The organism is uncultured Bradyrhizobium sp. (assembly GCF_947648125.1).
GTDB lineage: Bacteria > Pseudomonadota > Alphaproteobacteria > Rhizobiales > Xanthobacteraceae > Bradyrhizobium.
The window spans coordinates 170,697-189,146 of sequence record NZ_CANSMR010000002.1 but is presented as its reverse complement, the minus strand read 5'-3'; the positions used below and the strand labels follow the sequence as shown (position 1 = coordinate 189,146).

The following is an 18,450-nucleotide window of genomic DNA, read 5'->3' as shown; positions in this document are numbered from 1 at the left end:
AAGAAAAAGGGAGGCGAGCGTGTCCGATCTTTCCGGCGTCAAGGCACTGGTGTTCGACGTGTTCGGAACCGTGGTCGACTGGCGCACCAGCCTGATCAACGACTTCACCAAATGGGGCGAGACATCAGGCATCAAGGCCGACTGGACCGCGCTGGTCGACGGCTGGCGCGCGGTCTATACGGCCTCGATGGACGAGGTGCGCAAGAACCCGCAGAACGGTTACGTCATCCTCGACGTCCTGCACCGCCGCTCGCTGGAGAAGCTGGTCGCGCAATTCGACATCAAGGGTCTCACCGAGGCCGACCTGCAACATCTGACGCTGGGCTGGCATCGGCTGCACGGATGGTCCGACAGCGTCGCCGGCCTGACCCGGCTGAAGAGCAAATACATCATCTCGCCGCTGTCGAACGGCAACGTCGCGCTGCTCACCAACATGGCGAAGTTCGCTGGTCTGCCCTGGGACCTCGTGATGTCGGCCGAGCTGTTCGAGCACTACAAGCCCGATCCGGAAACCTATCTCGGCGCCGCGAAGCTGCTGTGCCTGCCGCCGGAGCAGGTGATGATGGTGGCCGCGCACAATTACGACCTGAAGCATGCGCAGAAGCACGGCCTGAAGACGGCGTTCGTCGCGCGGTCGACCGAATACGGCCCGTTGCAGAAAGTCGATTTCGAGGCCACCGGCGCCTGGGACATCGTGGCCAAGGATTTCGGGGAAATCGCCACCCGGATGGGTTGCTAGAACTGGTCTGCGAATCATTGAAGCGCTACGATTCCTGCCCGAAGCGTCGGTTCTGATTGGGTCAGAGCCGAAGCCCTAGGTTTGTCTTGACGCGTTTCGGTCACGCGAACCGCCGCCCATTTCGCTCGAAAACGCTCTGGCTCCAGAAGGGATCATGACGCTCCACGCATCCGCACTTCCCGTCGAGGCGCCACAGGCGTTCCTTGGCGTGGCGCGGTCGCTGACCGGAAAGCTCTGGCGCGACCGGCTGGACGCGCGCGCGGCGGCGCGGGCGCTCGCGATCGTGCAGCGGCACAATCTGCCGGAAATGCTGGCGCGCGTGCTGGCCGGCCGCGACGTCGCGATCGACGAGGTTGCCGACTTCCTCGACCCGACCATCCGCAAGCTGATGCCGGACCCGCACACTGTCACCGAGATGGAGCATGCGGCCAAGCGGATTGCCGACGCCGCTGATCGCGGCGAGAAGGTCGCGATCTTCGGCGACTACGACGTCGACGGCGCGACCTCGGCGGCGCTGCTGACCTGGCATCTGCGCCATTGCGGGCTGGACCCGCTGATCCACATTCCCGACCGCATCTTCGAAGGCTACGGTCCGAACGTCGACGCCGTCCGCGCGCTGGCGGCCAAGGGCGCGACGCTGCTGGTCACGGTCGATTGCGGCACCACCAGCATCGAGCCGCTGGCGGAAGCCAAGAAGCTCGGGATGTCGGTGGTGGTGATCGATCATCACCAGACCGGCGACGAGTTGCCCGAGGTCGACGCGCTGGTCAATCCGAACCGGCCCGACGATCTCTCGGGGCTCGGCCATCTCGCTGCCGTCGGCCTCGTGCTGGTGACCTTGGTTGCGGTGAATCGTGAATTGCGCCAGCGCGGCTTCTGGACCCGCGAGATGCCGGAGCCCGACCTGCTCAGCGTGCTGCATCACGTTGCGCTCGGCACCGTCGCCGACGTCGCGCCGCTGATCGGGCTCAACCGGGCCTTCGTCGCCAAGGGCCTGATCGCGATGCGCCGCCGCGACCATGTCGGCCACACCGCGCTGATGGATGTGGCGCGGCTCAATGGCCCGCCGGAGGCCTGGCATCTCGGCTTCATGCTGGGCCCGCGCATTAATGCCGGCGGCCGCATCGGGCGCGCCGATCTCGGCGTGCGGCTGCTGCTCGAAGGCGATGTCTCGGAGGCTGCGCGGATCGCGGCCGAGCTTGATCGCCTCAATGCCGAACGGCGGGTGATCGAGCAGGCGGCCGAGGCGCAGGCCGAAGCCGAGGCGCTGGCCTCGCTCGGGCTCGAGGACAAGGGCGCTGTCATCGTCACCGCGGCGGAAGGCTGGCATCCCGGCGTGGTCGGGCTGGTCGCGGCGCGGCTGAAGGAGAAGTTCGCGCGGCCGGCCTTTGCGATCGCGCTCGAGCCGGGCGGCATCGGCACCGGATCGGGCCGCTCGATCGGCGGCGTCGATATCGGCAAGGCGGTGCGGCAGGCCGTGCACGACGGTTTGTTGATGAAAGGCGGCGGGCACGCGATGGCGGCCGGCGTCACGCTGCGCAAGGAGAAGCTCGCCGAATTCCGCGCCTACATGGAAAGCGCGCTGGCGGCCGACGTTGCCAACTCGCGCCACGAGAACGAGCTGTTCATCGATGGCGCGGTCACCGCGCGCGCGGTGACGCCGGAATTCGCCGCGACGCTCAATCGCGCGGGTCCGTTCGGTGCCGCCAATCCGGAGCCGGTGGTCGCGCTGCCGTCGCATCAGCTGGTCTATGCCGACGAGGTCGGGCAGGCGCATTTGCGGCTGCGCTTCAAGTCCGGCGACGGTTCCATCGTCAACGGTATCGCATTCCGCTCGGTCGGACAGAAGCTCGGCAGCGCCTTGACGCAAAATCGCGGCCAGCAATTGCACGTGGCGGGCTCTCTCGCAGTCGACCGTTGGCAAGGCACCGAACGTGTGCAATTCCGTGTGCTCGACGTCGCGGTACCGGATCAGGGCCCGGCGGTGATCAGATAAGAAACGTCGGGAGTGCACATGGCAGGACAGGTTGAAGGCAAGGTCGCGCTGGTGACCGGTGGCGCGTCGGGTATTGGCGAGGCGATCGTCGAATTGTTGGCGCAGGAAGGCGCGACGGTCATTGCGACCGATATCGACGAGTTGAGGGGCCCCGAGCTCGCCGCGCGGCTCAAGAAGGCTGGGCGCGAGGTGATCTTCCTGCCGCAGGATGTCACGAGCGAGGAGCGCTGGATCGAGGTCGTCGCTGATATCGGCAAGCGCTATGGACGCCTCGACATCATGGTCTCCAACGCCGGCATCGGCATCGGGGCGCCGTCGATTGTCGAGATGTCGCTCGCAGACTGGCGCCGGCAGACCGCCATCAATATCGACGGCGTATTTCTGTCGGTGAAACATTCGCTGCCGCTGATGCGTAAAACTGGCGGCGGCTCGATCATCATGATGTCGTCGCTTGCCGGCCTGCGCGGCGCGGCGACACTCTCCGGCTACAGCGCGACCAAGGGCGCGGTGCGGCTGTTCGCCAAATCGATCGCGATGGAATGCGCGCAGGTGAACGACGGCATCCGCGTCAACTCCGTGCATCCCGGCATCATCGACACGCCGATCTGGGGCAAGATCCCGACCGGCGCGACGGGCGCCGGCCAGAACGCACCGATCGATCCGGAGGAGCGCGCCAGGTTCGCAACGCCGCTCGGCCGCGCCGGCCAGGCGATCGAGATCGCGCAAGGCGTGCTCTATCTCGCCTCCGATGCGTCGCGTTACGTCACCGGCACCGAGCTCGTGATCGACGGCGGCATGAACGCCGGCGGCGTGGTGCGGCAGCCGGCGGCCCGTTAGCAGCAAACTGTCGTAGCCCGGATGGAGCGCAGCGCAATCCGGGACCGGTCATATCACAGGCGAGAGCCGCCCCGGATTTCGCGGTGCTCCATCCGGGCTACGCAGCCTCGGTCGCGGTGAGCGCCGATCAGCCGCCTTGCCGCAGCCGCGCCAGCACCTTGAGCCCGCCGTAACCGTCGGCGGGCAGCAGGCCTGCCCTGGTCTGGAAATCCTTGATCGCCTGCATCGTGTCGTTGCCCACGCGGCCGTCGGTGCCGCCGGTGTCGAAGCCGGCCTTGGTCAGCCGCGTCTGCATTTCCTGCACCTCGGCAAGCGTCAGCGCGCGCTCCGAGCCCGGGAACGGCTGGATGAAGGGCGGCCCGCCGAGACAGCGATCGCCGAGATGGCAGATTGCCAGCGCGTAGTTCATCGACGGATTGTAGCTCTTCACCGAATTGAAGTTCGGGCCGAGCAGGAAGGCCGGACCGCCCGCGACCGGGATCCAGAGCTGCGCCGACGCGTTCGGTTGCGGGAACGGCTGGCCGTCGGCTCTGACGACGCCGGCGCTCGCCCAGGCCGCATAGGTGCGGCTGCCGCCGGCGCCGCCGCCGGGTGCGCGCACCTCGTAGCCCCAATGCTCGCCGCGGTGCCATTTGCCGCGATTGACGAGATATTTCGCGGTCGAACCGAGCGCGTCGTCGGGGCGGCCGAACGGCGAGACCTTGCCGTCGCCGTCATAGTCGAAGCCGACATTGAGCCAGACTTCCGGCATCCACTGCGAATGGCCCATCGCGCCGGCCCAGGAGCCGTTCATCTCGGCCGGCGTGCTCCAGCCGCGCTGCACGATCTTCATCGCGTTGATCAGCTCGGTTTCCCAATAGGCCTTGCGGCGCGGCTCGTTCCAGGCGAGTGCGGCAAGCGAGGGAAACACCGGCGTCATGTGGTTCTGCTGCACCAGTGGATCGCCATAGGCTGACTCGACGCCCCACAGCGCGAGCAGCGTGCCGCGCTCGACGCCGAAGTCGCGCTCGATGCGGGCGAACAGCGCCTCGTTCTTCTTCAGTGCCTCGCGGCCGTGGATGACCCGCCAGTCGGAGACGCGGCGGTTGATGTACTGCCAGATCTGCTCGTGGAATTCGGGCTGGTTGCGCATCTGCTTGAACACGCTCATGTCGGGTTCGACCCGTCCCATGCAACGATTCCAGGTCGCCTCGGAGATGCCTTTTGCCAGTGCACGGGCGCGAAAATTGTCGCGCCACTGATCGAAGCCCGGAGGCGCGGCCGCCAGTGCGCCGAGCGGAGTTCCGACTGTCATGCCAGCCGCAAGCGCCGCCTTCAGAACGGCGCGGCGGGCAGGGGATTTCAAAGAATCAGGCTGTTTCATGCGCCCAGTCTAGCGGCGCCGTCCAGGTGGGCCAAAAGCCATGACGCCGCAAGAACTAGGTATCCTGCAAATCTGTGGCGATTTTTGACAGCCATTGCCGAACAATTTGCTCTGACTTGGTGTCGAGGCCGGCGGCGAGCCGCCGCTCCTGGGCCTGGGCGATATGGCGGCATTTCTCCAGCAGCGTGGTTCCATGGCTGGTCAGCGTCCATTGCAGCACCCGGCCGTGGACCGGGTGCGGCGTCTTGCGGATCGCGCCGTCCCGCTCGAGGTTGCGGATGATCACGCTGACGGTCTGCGGCGTCAGGAATGCCACCCGTGCCAGATCGGCGCCCGAGAGGCCCGGATAGGCTTTCAGCATCGTCAGCACGACGAACTGGGGAGAGGTGACGCCGAGGCCTGCCAGCTCGCGCTCCATCGACAGCCGCGAGGCCGCATTCGCCTGGCGCAGCAGATAGGCGAGATATCCCTGTTCGCCGCGCTTGCCTTCGCCGGGCGGCGGGACGGCGGAGGCGGGCAGGGCGTCTGCGGCCGATCCCGCCCCGATCGCTGCCTTGCCCGCCGCCGCTTTCCCCGCCGGGCGCCGCCGGGCTGCGCCGGATTTCCCTCGTTTCTGCATTCCCGCCATGTTGCCTTCGCGAATGTCTGCGTCTTGTTTGATATCAGAGCTCTGATAATATGTCAGTACACTGATAACATGAGGCCAAGCCAATGTCACATGCCCGCAAGGAATACACCGACTTCGAGAAGCTCGCCCCCGATGTCTTCGCCGTCGTGCGTGACCTCGGCCAGCTCGCGGCGAAGGCCGGTCTCGACAAGCAGCTGCTCGAACTGGTCAAGCTGCGCGCCTCGCAGATCAACGGCTGCGCCTTCTGCGTGCAGTATCACATCCTGCAAGGCGAGAGCCTCGGCGTCCCCGTCGACAAGCTCAACCTCGTCGTGGTGTGGCGCGAGGTGCCGCAATTCTCGGCGCGCGAGCGCGCGGCGCTGGCCTGGACCGAGGCGCTGACGACCCTGCCGAATGGCGTCAGCGACGAGGTCTATGCCGAGGCCACCGCTGAATTCTCCGAAAAGGAGCTGACCTACCTGACCTCGGCGATCGCTTCGATCAATGTCTGGAACCGGTTCGGCGCCGCCTATCGCTGGACGCCGCCGCCGCGCCGGCGGCGTGCGGCCGCAGCGGCTTCGTGAGACGGAACGAACGGCAATCGGCAGGGGAGAACAACCGATGACCTCGATGGCGATGACACCGTCTCTTTCATTCGCGCGGCCGCCGCGGGTGGTCGCGCTGGCCGTGATTGCGGGACTGGCCTCGGCCTTCGTGATCGGCAAGGCGCTGCCGATCCCGATGGATGCGATCTCCGCGGTGATTGCACCGCTCTGCGCGAGCGCCAATGCGGCGTCGCCGCTCGACAAGGTCGAGGTCATCACCTCGCATGCCTTGCCGAACGTGCCGGGCAAGCGGGTTACGGTGGTGCGCGTGTTCTATGGTCCCGGCGGCTTCACGCCGCCGCACCGCCATTCCGGCTCGGTGACGGCCTACATCACCAAGGGCGAGATCCGTTCCCAGCTCGGCGGCGGGCCGGTTGAGACCTTCAAGGTCGGCGAGTCCTTCTTCGAGCCGCCGGGCTCGACCCACATGGTTTCGGCCAATGCCAGCACCACGGAGCCGGCGGAACTGATCGCGGTGTTCGTCGCGGACGAAGGCGCGCAACTGACCACGATGCTGGAATAGCCGCCGGCAATTCCGATCGAAGCCGGCCCAATTCCGCAGACTGCAAGCGCCGCTGCGCACTGGACCAGTTTGCTGTGAAGTCCGCAGCAAACTGGACCTTGCAAGCAGAATTCGGCGCTGTGATTGATGGCGCGGCGGCGACGACCGCAATGCGATTTCGCCGCTCGCGCGGCGGTCAACGAACAGGAGCAACCGATGGTCAATCTCAATGGGCTTTCCGCCTTCCCGATCACGCCCTCGAACAGAGATGGCCAAGTCGATGCGGGAGCGCTGCGCGCGTTGCTGGAGCCCTTGATTGCGGCGAAGGTGGATTCGATCGGGCTGCTCGGAAGCACCGGCTCATATCCGTATTTCAGCCGCGATGAGCGGCGACGTGCCGTGCAGGCGGCTGCAGCCCTGGCAGACGGCAAAACGCCGCTCCTGGTCGGCGTCGGCGCACTGCGCACCGATGATGCGGTGAAACTGGCGCAGGATGCGCGTGATGCCGGCGCGGCGGCTGGCCTGCTGGCGCCGGTGTCCTATACCCCGTTGACCGATGACGAAGTGTTCGAGCACTTTCAAACAGTGGCGCGTGAAAGCGGATTGCCGATCTGCATCTACGACAATCCAGGCACGACGCATTTTCGATTCACGCCGGCTCTGATCGGCCGTTTGAGTCATGTTGCGGGAATCCTGGCGGTGAAGAGTCCCGCGCTGGACGCTGCCGCGCTGCCGGGCCATATCGCTGAATTGCGCGCTATCGTGCCGAGCGGATTCTCGCTCGGCTACAGTGCCGACTGGAATTGCACCGAGGCGCTGCTGGCGGGCGGCGAGACCTGGTACAGCGTGCTCGCAGGGATTTTCCCCAAGGTCTGCCTCGACATCGTCCGTGCCGTGGCAAGTGGCGATGCCGCCAGGGCGCGGCAGCTCGACGCGCGGCTGCAACCGGTCTGGCAGTTGCTCAAGACATTCTCGAGCGTGCGCGTGGTTTACGCGATCGCCAATCTCAGAGGGATCTGTGCGGCCGAACCTCCGCGTCCGATCCTGCCGTTGCCCCCGGACGCCCAGAAGAAGGTCAGTGAGGTATTGGCCGGAATGGACATCGGTTGATCATCGCCGCGGTTCGCAATGGAATTCGCGGTGGCTGCAGCGCCATCGCGGCTTCCACGCGCGTGTAAAATCGGCATAACAATCGCCCATCGTGCTCACTGACTGGGAGACGTTTGATGCGATTGCCGATGGTTCTGTTGATGCTTCTGATCCCCGCCGCGGCGCTGGCCGAGGAGCCCGTGACCGACGCGCCGGCGTTGTGGGGCAGTCCCACCGTCGACAACGGTGTCTGCTGCAAGACGCTCGGCGAGGTGCGCAGCAATATCGACCGGCTCGACCGCGAGATCGTACGCCTGATGGCCGAGCGCGGCCGCTACGTCCATGAAGCCGCGCGCTTCAAGGCCAACCCAGCGCAGGTCGAAGCCCCGGAGCGCGCCGAGGCTGTCGTGAAGAAGGCGATGGCGCTTGCGGAAGCGGACGGGCTGTCGCCGAAGGTTGCGGAAGCCGCCTATCGCGCAATGGTGCGTGCCTTTATCGACTACGAGCAGGGCATCTTCGCGGACGCTGCTGCACGCGGCGATGCGCCGTGGAAGAAATAGGCGGACGCAGCTCACCATGCGGTGCAGCTTCCCAATCCGCGCAATGACGCGACCGATGTGGCGCGGAGCGCCATGGCGCCCGGGCGAGCGACGTTTGCACTATTTCGGAATAATGGAATAATGCCGCTGAGTTGCCCGACGTGTCAAGTCGTCGTGTCTGATGACGACGGCCGCCGGCTACTTTGCATGGGGTTGTTTTCGATATTTTGGCTGTGCGCCCCGAACCGCGGTGTCCACTCCGCTCGCGCTAATTGCCGCCACCTTCCTGGGTGTCGATGCGATGCATGACGTCGTCGGGCAGGGCATGGGCCACGGCGGCCGCAGGCCCGGGCTCGGGTCCGATCTCGCGGCCGCGGCCGCGGATCAGCCGCTCGTAGGCCGACACCAGCGTGGTGTAGGGATTGACCCAGAGCCAGCCGTCGCGCGTGAACACCTGCACGTCGAAATGCAGATGCCGTGACGTGCCGTTGGGATGGTCGAGATAGTTCGAGACCACGCCGATCTTCTCGCCCTCGCTGAGGCGGCGTCCGTTGAGCAGGCCGTCGGCGTCCATCACGGACGGGTTCATGTGCATGTAGCGGAAGCGGATATGCTCGGTGCTTGTGTTGACCTGCAATGTCGCGGCCTGCTGCTGCGCCGAGCGGATCACGATGCTGTCGCGCACCGCGACGACCGCCTGCTGCCTGGGATCGCAACTGTCCTTGCTGTCGGCCGGACACGCGCCCGGCCTGATATCCTGGCCCTGATGGCCGTAGCCGCTGGCGCATTGGCCGACCTCGAAGCTGCGCGCTTCGCAGAAATTGTCCTGCCAGGGATACTCGTCGACAGTCGCGCCTGCCTTGCGCCGGGCGAAGGATTGCGAGTGCGCGAAGGCCGGCGCCTTGTCGAGCGGAAAGCGGATCTGCGAGTACACCGTGAAGTCGGCGTGGCCGCCCTGCTGCCTGCGGCCGCCGCTGCCCGGAACGATGTCGCCGCTCGGGCGGTAGGTGAAGTCCGCCGATTGAGCGATCGGCCGCTCGGCGATGTCGGAGGCGATGTCGCGGCGCGGCCGTGACGGCTGGCCGCCGGCGATGCGCAACGCCTTCAGGAAGCGCTCGGCGACCGGATAGGCCTCGCGGCAGGCGAGCCGCTTCGATCGGGGCGCGCTGTCGAGGCACTGGATCGCAACGACATAAGGAATCCCGAAGCGGGTGAAGGCGTAGCGGACATAGCCTTCGCGGATGAAGCGGCGCAGGTCCGGAAACTGCGCGGCCAGTGTCTTGACCGGCTCGCCCTTGCCGCCGAGCCGGTCGGCGAGGTCGTAGACCAGGATCGAGCCCGAGATCTGCACCTCGACCGGTTTGGCAAAGGTCCGCGGCGGCATGCCGTCGCCGGCGCCGGGGTCGAGCGAGAACACCGCGTCATAGCCCGACGCGCCGGCATGGAAGACGTCAGCCGCGCGGAAGTCGGCCTGGTAGCGTGCGACCGGCAGGCTGGCCGGTGCGCCGTTCTGTCGGGCGTCGAGATAGCTTGCGGGGTCGAACGGCAGCAGCACCGGGATCGGGCTGCGCCCAATGCCGGGGAACAGCGGCGATGTCACTGCGTTCAGCTGCACCAGCGCGGGCGTCGCACGCGGATCGGTGGCCGGGACGCGGCGCTGACCGGCGAACGTGAAGCTGGAGGCAATGGCCGGCCGGGTGGTGATCTCTTGCCGGAGCTGGTCGAGCACCGAGCGCCATTCGACCCGCATAGCCGAGATCGAAGGCGTCCGGAATTCGTCGGCATGAGCGTCGGGAGAAGGCAAGAGCAGGGCTGCGAGCCAGCAACTGATGAAGCTGACGACCGTCCTGTTCACTGCACTCCCCGGGTCATGTCTGATCGCGAGAGATTAGAGCAAGTTCCGGAAAAGTGTGTAGCAGTTTTCCGGAAAGTTTGAGCTTGAACAACAACCTGATGCGCGGTGATGATTCATTGCGAATGTCACCGCGCGGCGCCGCCCAACCCTTCCGCTCAATCCTTGGCGCGTTCGACGTAGGAACCGTCCTCGGTCATGACGACGATGCGCGTGCCGGTGGACACGTGCGGCGGCACGCCGGTGCGGATGCCGTTGGACAGCATCGCGGGCTTGTACGACGACGAGGCGGTCTGGCCCTTGGTGACGGGCTCGGTCTCCACCACTTCCAGCGTCACGCGCTGGGGCAGCTGGATCGCGACCGGATTGCCCTCGTGCATCGACAGCTTCACGGTCATGTTCTCCTGCAAATACGGCGCAGACGAGCCGACGATCTCCTTGGAGACCTGGACCTGGTCGTAGTTGTCGTTGTTCATGAAGTGGAAGCCGTCGGCGTCCTCATAGAGGTAGTTGTAATTGTGGTCCTCGACGGTGGCCTTCTCGACCTGATCGGTGGTCTTGTAGCGCTCCGACACCTTCACGCCGTCGCCGATGCGGCGCATTTCGATCTGGCTGACGGGGGTGCCCTTGCCGGGATGAATGTTTTCGGCGGAGAGGACCACATAGAGCTTGCCATCCTGCTCGATGATGTTGCCCTTGCGGATGGAACTGGCGATGACTTTCAAAGGTGTTTTCCTGAATTTGAGAAGCGGGGGCGCAAACCGGACCGGCAGCCCCTCGGCCGTGGCGGCGATTTCGGGCTGCAACATACTGATTTGTCCCTGAGATGCCAGTCTTTTGCGGCCGAATTCGGCAGTTTGCCAGCCGTTCCCGCCGCCCGAATTCGGGCCGCTTGCCCAGGTTCAGCCGAGGCTGCACATGGACAATTCCGGCTACTTTCGACAAGAAGGGACACGCTTCGCCGCGTTCCGCTGCGACCAAGGCCGTGTCGACCATGTATTTGTATGGAATCAAGGATTTGCGCGCGGCTCTTCAATCGGGGCGGTGGCTTGTTGATGTTGAATCCACAGCCGCTGGGGTGGCCGGCCGATGACCGCTCATGACCAGCCATCGCCCTGGTGGACGCCGTCGCGCTACGCCGATCGCAGGCCCTTCTTGCAGGCGCGGACCGCGATCACGCGGGCGCTGCGGGCGTGGTTCGAGGAGCAGGGATTTGCCGAGGTCGAGACCGCCATCCTGCAGATCTCGCCGGGCAATGAGACGCATCTGCACGCCCCCCGTACCGAGCTCAGGCAGGCCGATGGCGTGTCGGCGCCACGCTATCTGCGCACCTCTCCCGAGTTCGCCTGCAAGAAGCTGCTCGCGGCCGGCGAGCCAAAGATCTACGAGTTCGCGCGGGTGTTCCGCGATCGCGAACGCGGCGACCTGCATTTGCCCGAATTCACCATGTTGGAATGGTACCGCGCCAATGCCGGTTATGACGCCATCATGGCCGACACGATCGTCGTGATCGCACACGCGGCGCAGGCGACCGGGATCGGGCGGTTTTCATTCCGCGGCAGGATGGCCGACCCCTTTGCGGAGCCGGAGTTGCTGACGGTTGCCGCCGGTTTCGAGCGCTTCGCCGGCATCGACCTGCTGGCCACGATCTCTGGCGGCGAAGGCGACCGCAAGGCGCTGGCGTCAGCCGCGCGTGAGCGGGTTCGGATCGCCGATGACGACACCTGGTCGGACATCTTCAGCAAGGTGCTGGTCGAGCATGTCGAGCCCAATCTTGGCCATGGCCGCCTGACGGTGCTGTTCGAATACCCAACGCCCGAGGCCGCGCTGGCGCGCACCAAGGCGGGCGAGCCTCGCGTCGCCGAGCGCTTCGAGGTCTATGCCTGCGGTGTCGAGCTCGCTAACGGCTTTGGCGAGTTGACCGATGCGGCCGAGCAGCGCCATCGTTTCACCGCAGCGATGGACGAGAAGGCCCGCCGCTACGGCGAGCGCTATCCGCTCGACGACGATTTCCTTGCCGCCGTTGGCCAGATGCCCGAGGCGAGCGGCGTCGCGCTCGGCTTCGACCGGCTGGTGATGCTGGCGAGCGGCGCGCCACGAATTGATCAGGTGGTCTGGACGCCGCCTGCAGGAGAGCCATGAACAGGATCGATCCGAAACTGGCGGCAACGCTGCGCCAGCCGCGCGAGCTGGTCGATGCCGGCCTCGCGCCGGTCGCGGCCCTTGCCGAGCTCGAACAGGTGGCTGCGCGCTACGCGGTCGCGGTGACGCCGGAACTCGCAGCGCTGATCGATCCGACCGACGTCAACGACCCGATCGCGCGGCAGTTCATTCCGAGCGCTGACGAGCTCGTGGAGCAGCCGGGCGAGAACGCCGATCCGATCGGCGACGATGCGCATTCGCCGGTCGCCGGGATCGTGCATCGCTACCCGGACCGGGTGTTGTTCAAGCTCGTCCATGTCTGTGCGGTCTATTGCCGGTTCTGTTTCCGGCGCGAAATGGTCGGGCCGGGCAAGGCCTCGGCCTTGTCCGACGATGCGTACCGCGCCGGGCTGGAGTACATCCGTACCCATCAAGAAGTCTGGGAAGTCATCCTGACCGGCGGCGACCCCCTGATGCTGTCGTCGCGCCGGCTGTCCGAGATCATGGCCGACCTCGCTGGTATCGATCACGTGAAGATCATCCGCCTTCACAGCCGTGTCCCCATCGCCGATCCCGAACGCATCAATCCGGACATGATCGCGGCGCTGCGGGTCGAGGGGGCGGCGACCTGGATCGCGATCCACGCCAACCATCCGCGCGAGCTGGGCGCCAACGCCCGCGCCGCGTGCGCGCGCCTCACCGACGCCGGCATTCCGTTAGTGAGCCAGTCCGTCCTGCTGCGCGGCGTCAACGACGATGCCGCGACGCTCGCGGCGCTGATGCGCGCCTTCGTCGAGTGCCGGATCAAGCCCTATTATCTGCACCACGGCGACCTTGCGCCCGGCACCGCGCATTTGCGCACCACGATCGAAGCCGGACAGGAATTGATGCGGGCGTTGCGCGGGCGTGTCTCCGGACTGTGCCAGCCGGATTACGTGCTCGACATTCCCGGTGGCTACGGCAAGGCGCCGATCGGCCCGACCTATTTGTCGCAGCCAGCTTCCCGCGAACGTGAAGATCCGCCGGAACGGCAGTACCGTATCGTCGATTATTGCGGTGACGTTCATCTTTACCCGCCGCAACCCTGAGCCGCCGCGATGAGCGGGGCCGGGGACGGACGGCAGGAGCCGCCCGACGAGGGGGGCAGCCGCGGCGTCGAAAATGCTGTGATGTTCGGCTTCTTTGTGGTGCTGGTCGCGGCGAGAATATGGCTCCTTGGCACCATGGCCGATATACGGAAGGTCCAGGATTGCGCAGCGCAGGGGCGACGCAACTGTGCTACCGTCGCGGTCCCGGAACGGGCGCAATAGGGTTGAGAAGCGGAGACGCGAGATGCGGAAGACTGTTTTGGTGATGGCTCTGATGACGGTTGCGGTCGGAGCGCCCCAGCTTGGAACGTCCCAGGCATGGGCGCAGCAACAGGGCGGATCGTCCTCTATGCAGAAGAATTCGGGGGTGCCGGACGCGCCGGTCGGACATCGTCAGCCACGCCGCGGAGACGTGGGCAACGAGAAGAATATCAGCGATCCGAACAGCCAGGCCAACAAGGAAGACGCTGCGCTCGACAAGAAGATCAAGAGCATCTGCCGCGGCTGCTAAGCTACGGAACAGACCGGCGGAGCGCGATATCCGCCCCGCCGGCAACGCTCAATCCGTCCGGCCGCGTCAGGCCGAACGCTCCTGCAGGCCATCGCGCCGCACGCTGCGCCTTGCCTCGACGGCATCGGCGAGCTGCTTCAACACGTCAGCCGTCGTCGCGAGGTCGATGCAGCCGTCCGTGATGCTCTGGCCGTAGGTCAGCGGCTTGCCCGGAACGACGTCCTGACGTCCCGCGACAAGGTTGCTCTCGATCATCACGCCGATGATGCGCTGTTCGCCGCCTGCGACCTGCTGGGCGATGTCAGCGGCAACCAGCGGCTGGTTCTCCGGCTTCTTGCTGCTGTTGGCGTGGCTGGTGTCGATCATCAGCCGCGGCGCGACACCGGCGTGGCCGAGCTCGGCGGCAGCCGCATCGACGCTCGCTGCATCATAGTTCGGCATCCGCCCGCCGCGCAGGATGACGTGGCAGTCCTCGTTGCCGCTGGTCGCAGCGATCGCCGAACGGCCGCCCTTGGTGACCGCCATGAAATGATGCGGGTGCGACGCCGACTTCACCGCGTCCGCCGCGATCCGCACGCCACCATCGGTGCTGTTCTTGAAGCCGACCGGGCACGACAGGCCGGACGCCAGCTCGCGATGGATCTGGCTCTCGGTGGTGCGCGCCCCGATCGCGGCCCAGGAGACCAGATCGGCGATGTATTGCGGCGTCGTCATGTCGAGGAATTCGGTGCCGGCCGGAAGGCCGAGATTGTTCACGGCCGACAGCACGTTGCGTGCAAGCCGCAGGCCCTTGTTGATGTCGAAGCTGCCGTCGAGATCCGGATCGTTGATCAGCCCCTTCCAGCCGACGGTGGTGCGCGGCTTCTCGAAATAGACCCGCATCACGATCTCGAGGCGGTCGGCGAGCTGTTCGCGCAGGCCGGCGAGACGCTCGGCGTAATCGACGGCCGCCGCGGGATCGTGGATGGAGCAGGGGCCGACGACGACCAGCAGGCGGTCATCGGTGCCGTTGAGGATCGCGTGGATGGCGTTGCGGGCGCCCATTACGACGCGGGTCGCCGTCAGGGTGCGCGGGACCTCCCGCATCACCTCTTCGGGCGTACTCAGCTCTTTCAGTTCCTTGATGCGAAGATCGTCTGTCGTACTCAACACGGCTGGCTCCTTTGGATTTTTCGGACCTGCCGGCACACAAAAAAGCCGCCAGGTCTGGCGGCTTGTTTTGGACGTTTGCTGCAATTCTTCAGATTGAGCGCGATCCTCCTGCCGCCAGCGAGCTGTCGTAGCTAAAGTACCAAAAATAGCTGGTGGCGACGGTGATCATGGCGGGCTCTATACCGCAGCGATATTGGCCTGTCACCCCCCAAATCCGCAGGCGAGCCGGTTCGCCGTCAGGTGTTGCGCGCCGCCAACGCCATACCTATCAGGGTCGCCCCGCCGAACATCAGATTGAGGCCGACGAGGAGGCCGATCGCCCATCCCGCCGACTCCGGCAAGCCCGCGATGATGAAGAAGGCGACGACGACGTCCATCAGGCCGGCGATCAAGAGCCAGGACCAGCGTCCCGACAATTCGCGGCGGTGCTCCAGCGCATACATGATGGTGGCGACGCCCTCGGCGATAAAATAGGCGCCGATCACGATGGTCAGCGTCAGCACGCCCTGCATCGGGCGGGCCAGCAGCACCATGCCGGCCAGCACGGCGAGCGCGGCCGAGATCAGCGACCACCAGAAACCCGGCATGTTGCGCGCCCAGAAGGTCACGATCAGCCCGCCGATGCCTGAGATCAGGAACATCCAGCCGAGGAAGATGGTGACGGCGAGGCTCGCGAATGTCGGCACGATCATCGCTGCGATCCCGAGGATCACGAGCAGGATGCCTTCGAACAGGAACGCCTTCCAGTGTTGCTTGACCGCGGCCTGCATCTGCGATCGCAGTTTGTCGAGATCGTTGGACAGGGTCATCGCGGCTCTCCAAATCGGCGACGGTAAAGTCTGCGAGCGTGCGGCGTATCCTAGCCCTGGCCCGGCGTGGACGGAAAGCCCTCCGCGGCGGTCCGCATCCGGTTGCGGCCGAGGAAATAGACGGCGGTGGTCGCGATCAGCAGCGCCAGTCCGATCAGGATCGAGGTGAAGCCGATCGGGACCAGGATGAACGACGCATTGCGCTCGGGATTGATGTACCAGTGATGCAGCGAGGTGAGCAGGAAGGAGACCCCGGCAAAGCCGGTGCCGCCGCCGACCAGCAGCAGCGCCCACATCCGCCGCAGCTGGCTCAGCCGCTCGCGCGCAACGTCGGTGCGCGGGGCATGATGCCTGCCGAGGCGGCGCACCAGGCGGATCGCAAAGCCGATCGACGAGAAGCCGATCAGCACGCTGGCCGAACCAAGCAGCAGATGCGTGGTCGAGCTGAGATCGGGAATGCGCTGGAGCGCGAGCAGCGGAAAGTCGAACGCCGCGTGCAGCGCGACCGGCGCGACCAGCACCAGCGCCCAGTTGGTGATGCGCGCCCAGTCACGGTGACCCCGGTAGGCGCCGAGCGCGCCGCCGGAGCGCGCGATCGCAAGGTAGGCTCCGGCGATGATGCCGAGCGCGCCGTGAAACGGCACCGTGAGCACGCTGCGCAACGCCGCGAGCGCCCGCCACATGTCCTTGTGCTGGACGAGGTAGGCGAGGTTCTCGTAAGCCGCAAATCCGAGGCCCGCGGCCGCGCCATAGACCACCGTATCCATCGGATCGGCGAACGCGCGGCGGCGCGTCGAGATGGCGACGATGACGAGAACCTTGACGATCTCCTCCGGCGCCGCGACGCCGAACGCGGCGCGGACCGCCTGGGTCGCCCAGGGATTGTCGGGAATGGCAAGCAGCGCATTGAAGGGGACTCGCGCCAGGCCGAGCAGCGAGATGCTGGCCGCGCCGAGCACGAAGGCGAGCCACACCTGCACCGGCGGTCCGGGGCGCTCGTCGGCGGCAATCACCAGCCACAGCACCAGCAGGGCGGGCGCGATGGCGGCGGCGCCAATCACAGTCGGAAGCGACTCAAGCAACAACATGAGCCGGACGGCCCCTTTTACGGCACCAAAGCGATGCGTACCGAAGAAATGGCAGCAAGTTCAGCGGATTGCAAATCGGGCAACTGAGGAATCGGCTCGGCTGACGCCCTTCTCGTGTCCAATATGCCACGGTTGCCGGCGAAAGCGCGGCGCGGGCCTCGATCGGCTCAAAGCAGTGGGCGACTACCGGTTGCCGGGCAGTTCCTGGCAGCGAAAACGCCCCGTGCGGCGTTCCAGGCGCAGTGCCCAGTACCCGAACCGCGATCGGATGACGATCTGTCGGTCCAGCCAGCTTGCTTTGATGTCGCGAGCCGCACGGCGATGGCGTGTCGGAGTGAGACGGGAGGCGCACCGACAAGGTGGCTCAGGGCATGACGAGGTCGCCGACCCGCAGATCGCGCGAACTTCACGGCGCGTGGCCGTGGCACGACGTAGCGGCGGCAAGTTTCGGCACCTCGGCCCTTTCCATGGGCTATAATGTCGCGGGCAAAGCGACTGATCCGGTAAAAGGCAAAGATGTCTTCGATTGATTCTGCTGTGATCGTTCTTGCCGTGATCGCCCTGTTTGCGGCCTTTGTAAATGGTGCGCTGGGTTACGGGTTTTCCTCGCTCACCGTGCCGGTCGCGCTTGTCTTCTACACCAACCGCGTTCTCAATCCTGCGGTCGTCATCGTCGAAGTCTTCGTCAACCTGTATGTTCTGTGCATCAACCTGAGCGGCGTTCCGGCCGTGTGGCGGCGCGTGCTGCCTATTCTCATCGGCATGCTGCCCGGCATCGCAGTCGGAGCCTTTGCCCTGACGTCACTGCAGCCCGGCTGGATCAAATTCGCCACCTACTCGATCATTCTGCCGCTTATCCTGCTGCAGGCGGCCGGTTGGCGGAAGCCGATCCAGTCGAAGTGGCTGGTCGGTCTGCCGTTCGGAACGGCGCTCGGGGTCCTGTACTCGGTCACGACCATCTCGGGACCGCCGCTGGCGATGCTTTTCAACAATCAGGGCCTGGTCAAAGACGAGTTTCGGGCCGGTCTCGCACTGGTGCGGGTGACAGAGTCCGGCCTGACTGCGATCGCGTATTACAAGCTCGGTCTGTTCATCGAAGAGAGCCGGAGCATCTTGTTCGTGCTCGTTCCCTGCGTGGTCGTCGGCATCCCGTTCGGTGCCTGGCTGATCCGGCGGCTGGATGCCGAGACGTTTCGCCGGATTTGCATGAGCTTTGATGCATGGGTCGTGGGATTCGGACTGTCGCGCGTGTTGGTCGAAGTGAAGCTGCTGGAAAGCCCGTGGGCTTACAGCGTCATGGCCGGCACGATCCTGATCGACATCTGCTTGTTGTATGTCTTCTTCACCGCGCGGAGAGGGATCGCGCAGAGCTCGCACGCGTTGGCTCCGCTGCGATCCGGAATCGGGGCGGCCCAACCTGATGGCGACAATGCCGCGGAGCGGCGTTCGCAAGGTGGCTAGAGCTTCGGTTCTGATCGAATCAGAACCGAAGCTCTAGATTCTTGTTTTGACGCGTTTTCTTCACGCGAAC

At 65.6% G+C, this 18,450-nt stretch carries 18 protein-coding genes; 11 read left to right on the top strand and 7 right to left on the bottom strand.

All coding sequences use genetic code 11. The features are described from left to right. Positions 1 to 19 precede the first annotated feature (19 nt). The 3 genes from Q0030_RS04530 (at position 20) to Q0030_RS04520 (ending at position 3,572) form a co-directional block, all read left to right on the top strand. Positions 20 to 739, top strand: a complete 720-nt coding sequence (locus Q0030_RS04530; protein ID WP_298363470.1) for a haloacid dehalogenase type II — start codon at positions 20 to 22, stop codon at positions 737 to 739. A gap of 154 nt (positions 740 to 893) precedes the next feature. Further along, positions 894 to 2,735 (top strand): single-stranded-DNA-specific exonuclease RecJ, encoded by a 1,842-nt coding sequence (gene recJ / locus Q0030_RS04525; protein ID WP_298363469.1) that lies wholly within the window; start codon positions 894 to 896, stop codon positions 2,733 to 2,735. An 18-nt stretch (positions 2,736 to 2,753) separates the two neighbouring features. Beyond that, positions 2,754 to 3,572, top strand: coding sequence for a glucose 1-dehydrogenase (locus tag Q0030_RS04520; protein WP_298363468.1), 819 nt, complete (start codon positions 2,754 to 2,756; stop codon positions 3,570 to 3,572). Positions 3,573 to 3,699: 127 nt separating this feature from the next. Here the strand turns inward: Q0030_RS04520 and Q0030_RS04515 are convergent, their stop codons facing one another. Beyond that, positions 3,700 to 4,935 carry a lytic murein transglycosylase gene (locus tag Q0030_RS04515; protein ID WP_298363466.1) on the bottom strand — a complete coding sequence of 412 codons (1,236 nt, stop codon included), beginning with the start codon at positions 4,933 to 4,935 and terminating at the stop codon, positions 3,700 to 3,702. A 55-nt stretch (positions 4,936 to 4,990) separates the two neighbouring features. Continuing rightward, entirely contained in the window at positions 4,991 to 5,563 is a 573-nt protein-coding gene (locus Q0030_RS04510; protein WP_298364571.1) for a MarR family transcriptional regulator, read from the bottom strand. An 83-nt stretch (positions 5,564 to 5,646) separates the two neighbouring features. On the opposite strand from Q0030_RS04510, the gene Q0030_RS04505 reads away from it, so the two are divergent. The 4 genes from Q0030_RS04505 (at position 5,647) to Q0030_RS04490 (ending at position 8,298) form a co-directional block, all read left to right on the top strand. Beyond that, positions 5,647 to 6,126 carry a carboxymuconolactone decarboxylase family protein gene (locus Q0030_RS04505; RefSeq protein WP_298363465.1) on the top strand — a complete coding sequence of 160 codons (480 nt, stop codon included), beginning with the start codon at positions 5,647 to 5,649 and terminating at the stop codon, positions 6,124 to 6,126. A gap of 37 nt (positions 6,127 to 6,163) precedes the next feature. Then, positions 6,164 to 6,670: a cupin domain-containing protein gene (locus Q0030_RS04500; protein WP_298363464.1), complete on the top strand. Its 507-nt coding sequence runs from the start codon at positions 6,164 to 6,166 to the stop codon at positions 6,668 to 6,670. Between the two features lie 195 nt (positions 6,671 to 6,865). Further along, the gene (locus tag Q0030_RS04495; RefSeq protein ID WP_298364569.1) at positions 6,866 to 7,759 is read left to right on the top strand and encodes a dihydrodipicolinate synthase family protein; all 894 of its coding nucleotides are present in this window, start codon (positions 6,866 to 6,868) and stop codon (positions 7,757 to 7,759) included. Positions 7,760 to 7,875: 116 nt separating this feature from the next. Beyond that, positions 7,876 to 8,298 carry a chorismate mutase gene (locus Q0030_RS04490; RefSeq protein ID WP_298363463.1) on the top strand — a complete coding sequence of 141 codons (423 nt, stop codon included), beginning with the start codon at positions 7,876 to 7,878 and terminating at the stop codon, positions 8,296 to 8,298. 247 nt (positions 8,299 to 8,545) lie between these two features. Here the strand turns inward: Q0030_RS04490 and Q0030_RS04485 are convergent, their stop codons facing one another. Together Q0030_RS04485 and efp are read right to left on the bottom strand one after the other, a co-directional pair. Next, positions 8,546 to 10,132: a M23 family peptidase gene (locus tag Q0030_RS04485; RefSeq protein ID WP_298363460.1), complete on the bottom strand. Its 1,587-nt coding sequence runs from the start codon at positions 10,130 to 10,132 to the stop codon at positions 8,546 to 8,548. Between the two features lie 155 nt (positions 10,133 to 10,287). Continuing rightward, complete coding sequence (gene efp, locus Q0030_RS04480; RefSeq protein ID WP_173643398.1) at positions 10,288 to 10,854, bottom strand: elongation factor P; 567 nt, start codon at positions 10,852 to 10,854, stop codon at positions 10,288 to 10,290. A gap of 364 nt (positions 10,855 to 11,218) precedes the next feature. On the opposite strand from efp, the gene epmA reads away from it, so the two are divergent. From epmA to Q0030_RS04465, 3 genes are all read left to right on the top strand, one after another. After that, positions 11,219 to 12,271 carry an EF-P lysine aminoacylase EpmA gene (gene epmA / locus Q0030_RS04475; protein ID WP_298363457.1) on the top strand — a complete coding sequence of 351 codons (1,053 nt, stop codon included), beginning with the start codon at positions 11,219 to 11,221 and terminating at the stop codon, positions 12,269 to 12,271. Further along, the gene (locus Q0030_RS04470; RefSeq protein ID WP_298363455.1) at positions 12,268 to 13,359 is read left to right on the top strand and encodes a lysine-2,3-aminomutase-like protein; all 1,092 of its coding nucleotides are present in this window, start codon (positions 12,268 to 12,270) and stop codon (positions 13,357 to 13,359) included. Before epmA ends, Q0030_RS04470 begins: the two co-directional genes overlap by 4 nt. A gap of 244 nt (positions 13,360 to 13,603) precedes the next feature. Further along, on the top strand, positions 13,604 to 13,870 hold the full coding sequence (locus Q0030_RS04465) for a hypothetical protein (protein ID WP_298363453.1): 267 nt from the start codon (positions 13,604 to 13,606) through the stop codon (positions 13,868 to 13,870). Between the two features lie 66 nt (positions 13,871 to 13,936). On the opposite strand, the gene Q0030_RS04460 is transcribed toward Q0030_RS04465, so the two are convergent. The 3 genes from Q0030_RS04460 to Q0030_RS04450 form a co-directional block, all read right to left on the bottom strand. Next, the gene (locus Q0030_RS04460; RefSeq protein ID WP_298363451.1) at positions 13,937 to 15,022 is read right to left on the bottom strand and encodes a 3-deoxy-7-phosphoheptulonate synthase; all 1,086 of its coding nucleotides are present in this window, start codon (positions 15,020 to 15,022) and stop codon (positions 13,937 to 13,939) included. Positions 15,023 to 15,258: 236 nt separating this feature from the next. Beyond that, positions 15,259 to 15,831, bottom strand: coding sequence for an HdeD family acid-resistance protein (locus tag Q0030_RS04455; protein ID WP_298363449.1), 573 nt, complete (start codon positions 15,829 to 15,831; stop codon positions 15,259 to 15,261). Positions 15,832 to 15,881: 50 nt separating this feature from the next. Next, on the bottom strand, positions 15,882 to 16,919 hold the full coding sequence (locus tag Q0030_RS04450) for a PrsW family glutamic-type intramembrane protease (RefSeq protein ID WP_298363447.1): 1,038 nt from the start codon (positions 16,917 to 16,919) through the stop codon (positions 15,882 to 15,884). Between the two features lie 516 nt (positions 16,920 to 17,435). Here Q0030_RS04450 and Q0030_RS04445 point away from each other — a divergent pair. Further along, positions 17,436 to 18,380: a sulfite exporter TauE/SafE family protein gene (locus tag Q0030_RS04445; RefSeq protein ID WP_298363445.1), complete on the top strand. Its 945-nt coding sequence runs from the start codon at positions 17,436 to 17,438 to the stop codon at positions 18,378 to 18,380. Positions 18,381 to 18,450: the final 70 nt, after the last annotated feature.

Bases quoted from the DNA above. Each gene is read 5' to 3' on its own strand.
- recJ (WP_298363469.1), top strand. From the start codon at position 894: ATGACGCTCCACGCATCCGCACTTCCCGTCGAGGCGCCACAGGCGTTC.
- Q0030_RS04520 (WP_298363468.1), top strand. From the start codon at position 2,754: ATGGCAGGACAGGTTGAAGGCAAGGTCGCGCTGGTGACCGGTGGCGCG.
- Q0030_RS04515 (WP_298363466.1), bottom strand. From the start codon at position 4,935: ATGAAACAGCCTGATTCTTTGAAATCCCCTGCCCGCCGCGCCGTTCTG.
- Q0030_RS04510 (WP_298364571.1), bottom strand. From the start codon at position 5,563: ATGGCGGGAATGCAGAAACGAGGGAAATCCGGCGCAGCCCGGCGGCGC.
- Q0030_RS04505 (WP_298363465.1), top strand. From the start codon at position 5,647: ATGTCACATGCCCGCAAGGAATACACCGACTTCGAGAAGCTCGCCCCC.
- Q0030_RS04500 (WP_298363464.1), top strand. From the start codon at position 6,164: ATGACCTCGATGGCGATGACACCGTCTCTTTCATTCGCGCGGCCGCCG.
- Q0030_RS04495 (WP_298364569.1), top strand. From the start codon at position 6,866: ATGGTCAATCTCAATGGGCTTTCCGCCTTCCCGATCACGCCCTCGAAC.
- Q0030_RS04490 (WP_298363463.1), top strand. From the start codon at position 7,876: ATGCGATTGCCGATGGTTCTGTTGATGCTTCTGATCCCCGCCGCGGCG.
- epmA (WP_298363457.1), top strand. From the start codon at position 11,219: ATGACCGCTCATGACCAGCCATCGCCCTGGTGGACGCCGTCGCGCTAC.
- Q0030_RS04470 (WP_298363455.1), top strand. From the start codon at position 12,268: ATGAACAGGATCGATCCGAAACTGGCGGCAACGCTGCGCCAGCCGCGC.
- Q0030_RS04465 (WP_298363453.1), top strand. From the start codon at position 13,604: ATGCGGAAGACTGTTTTGGTGATGGCTCTGATGACGGTTGCGGTCGGA.
- Q0030_RS04455 (WP_298363449.1), bottom strand. From the start codon at position 15,831: ATGACCCTGTCCAACGATCTCGACAAACTGCGATCGCAGATGCAGGCC.
- Q0030_RS04450 (WP_298363447.1), bottom strand. From the start codon at position 16,919: ATGTTGTTGCTTGAGTCGCTTCCGACTGTGATTGGCGCCGCCGCCATC.
- Q0030_RS04445 (WP_298363445.1), top strand. From the start codon at position 17,436: ATGTCTTCGATTGATTCTGCTGTGATCGTTCTTGCCGTGATCGCCCTG.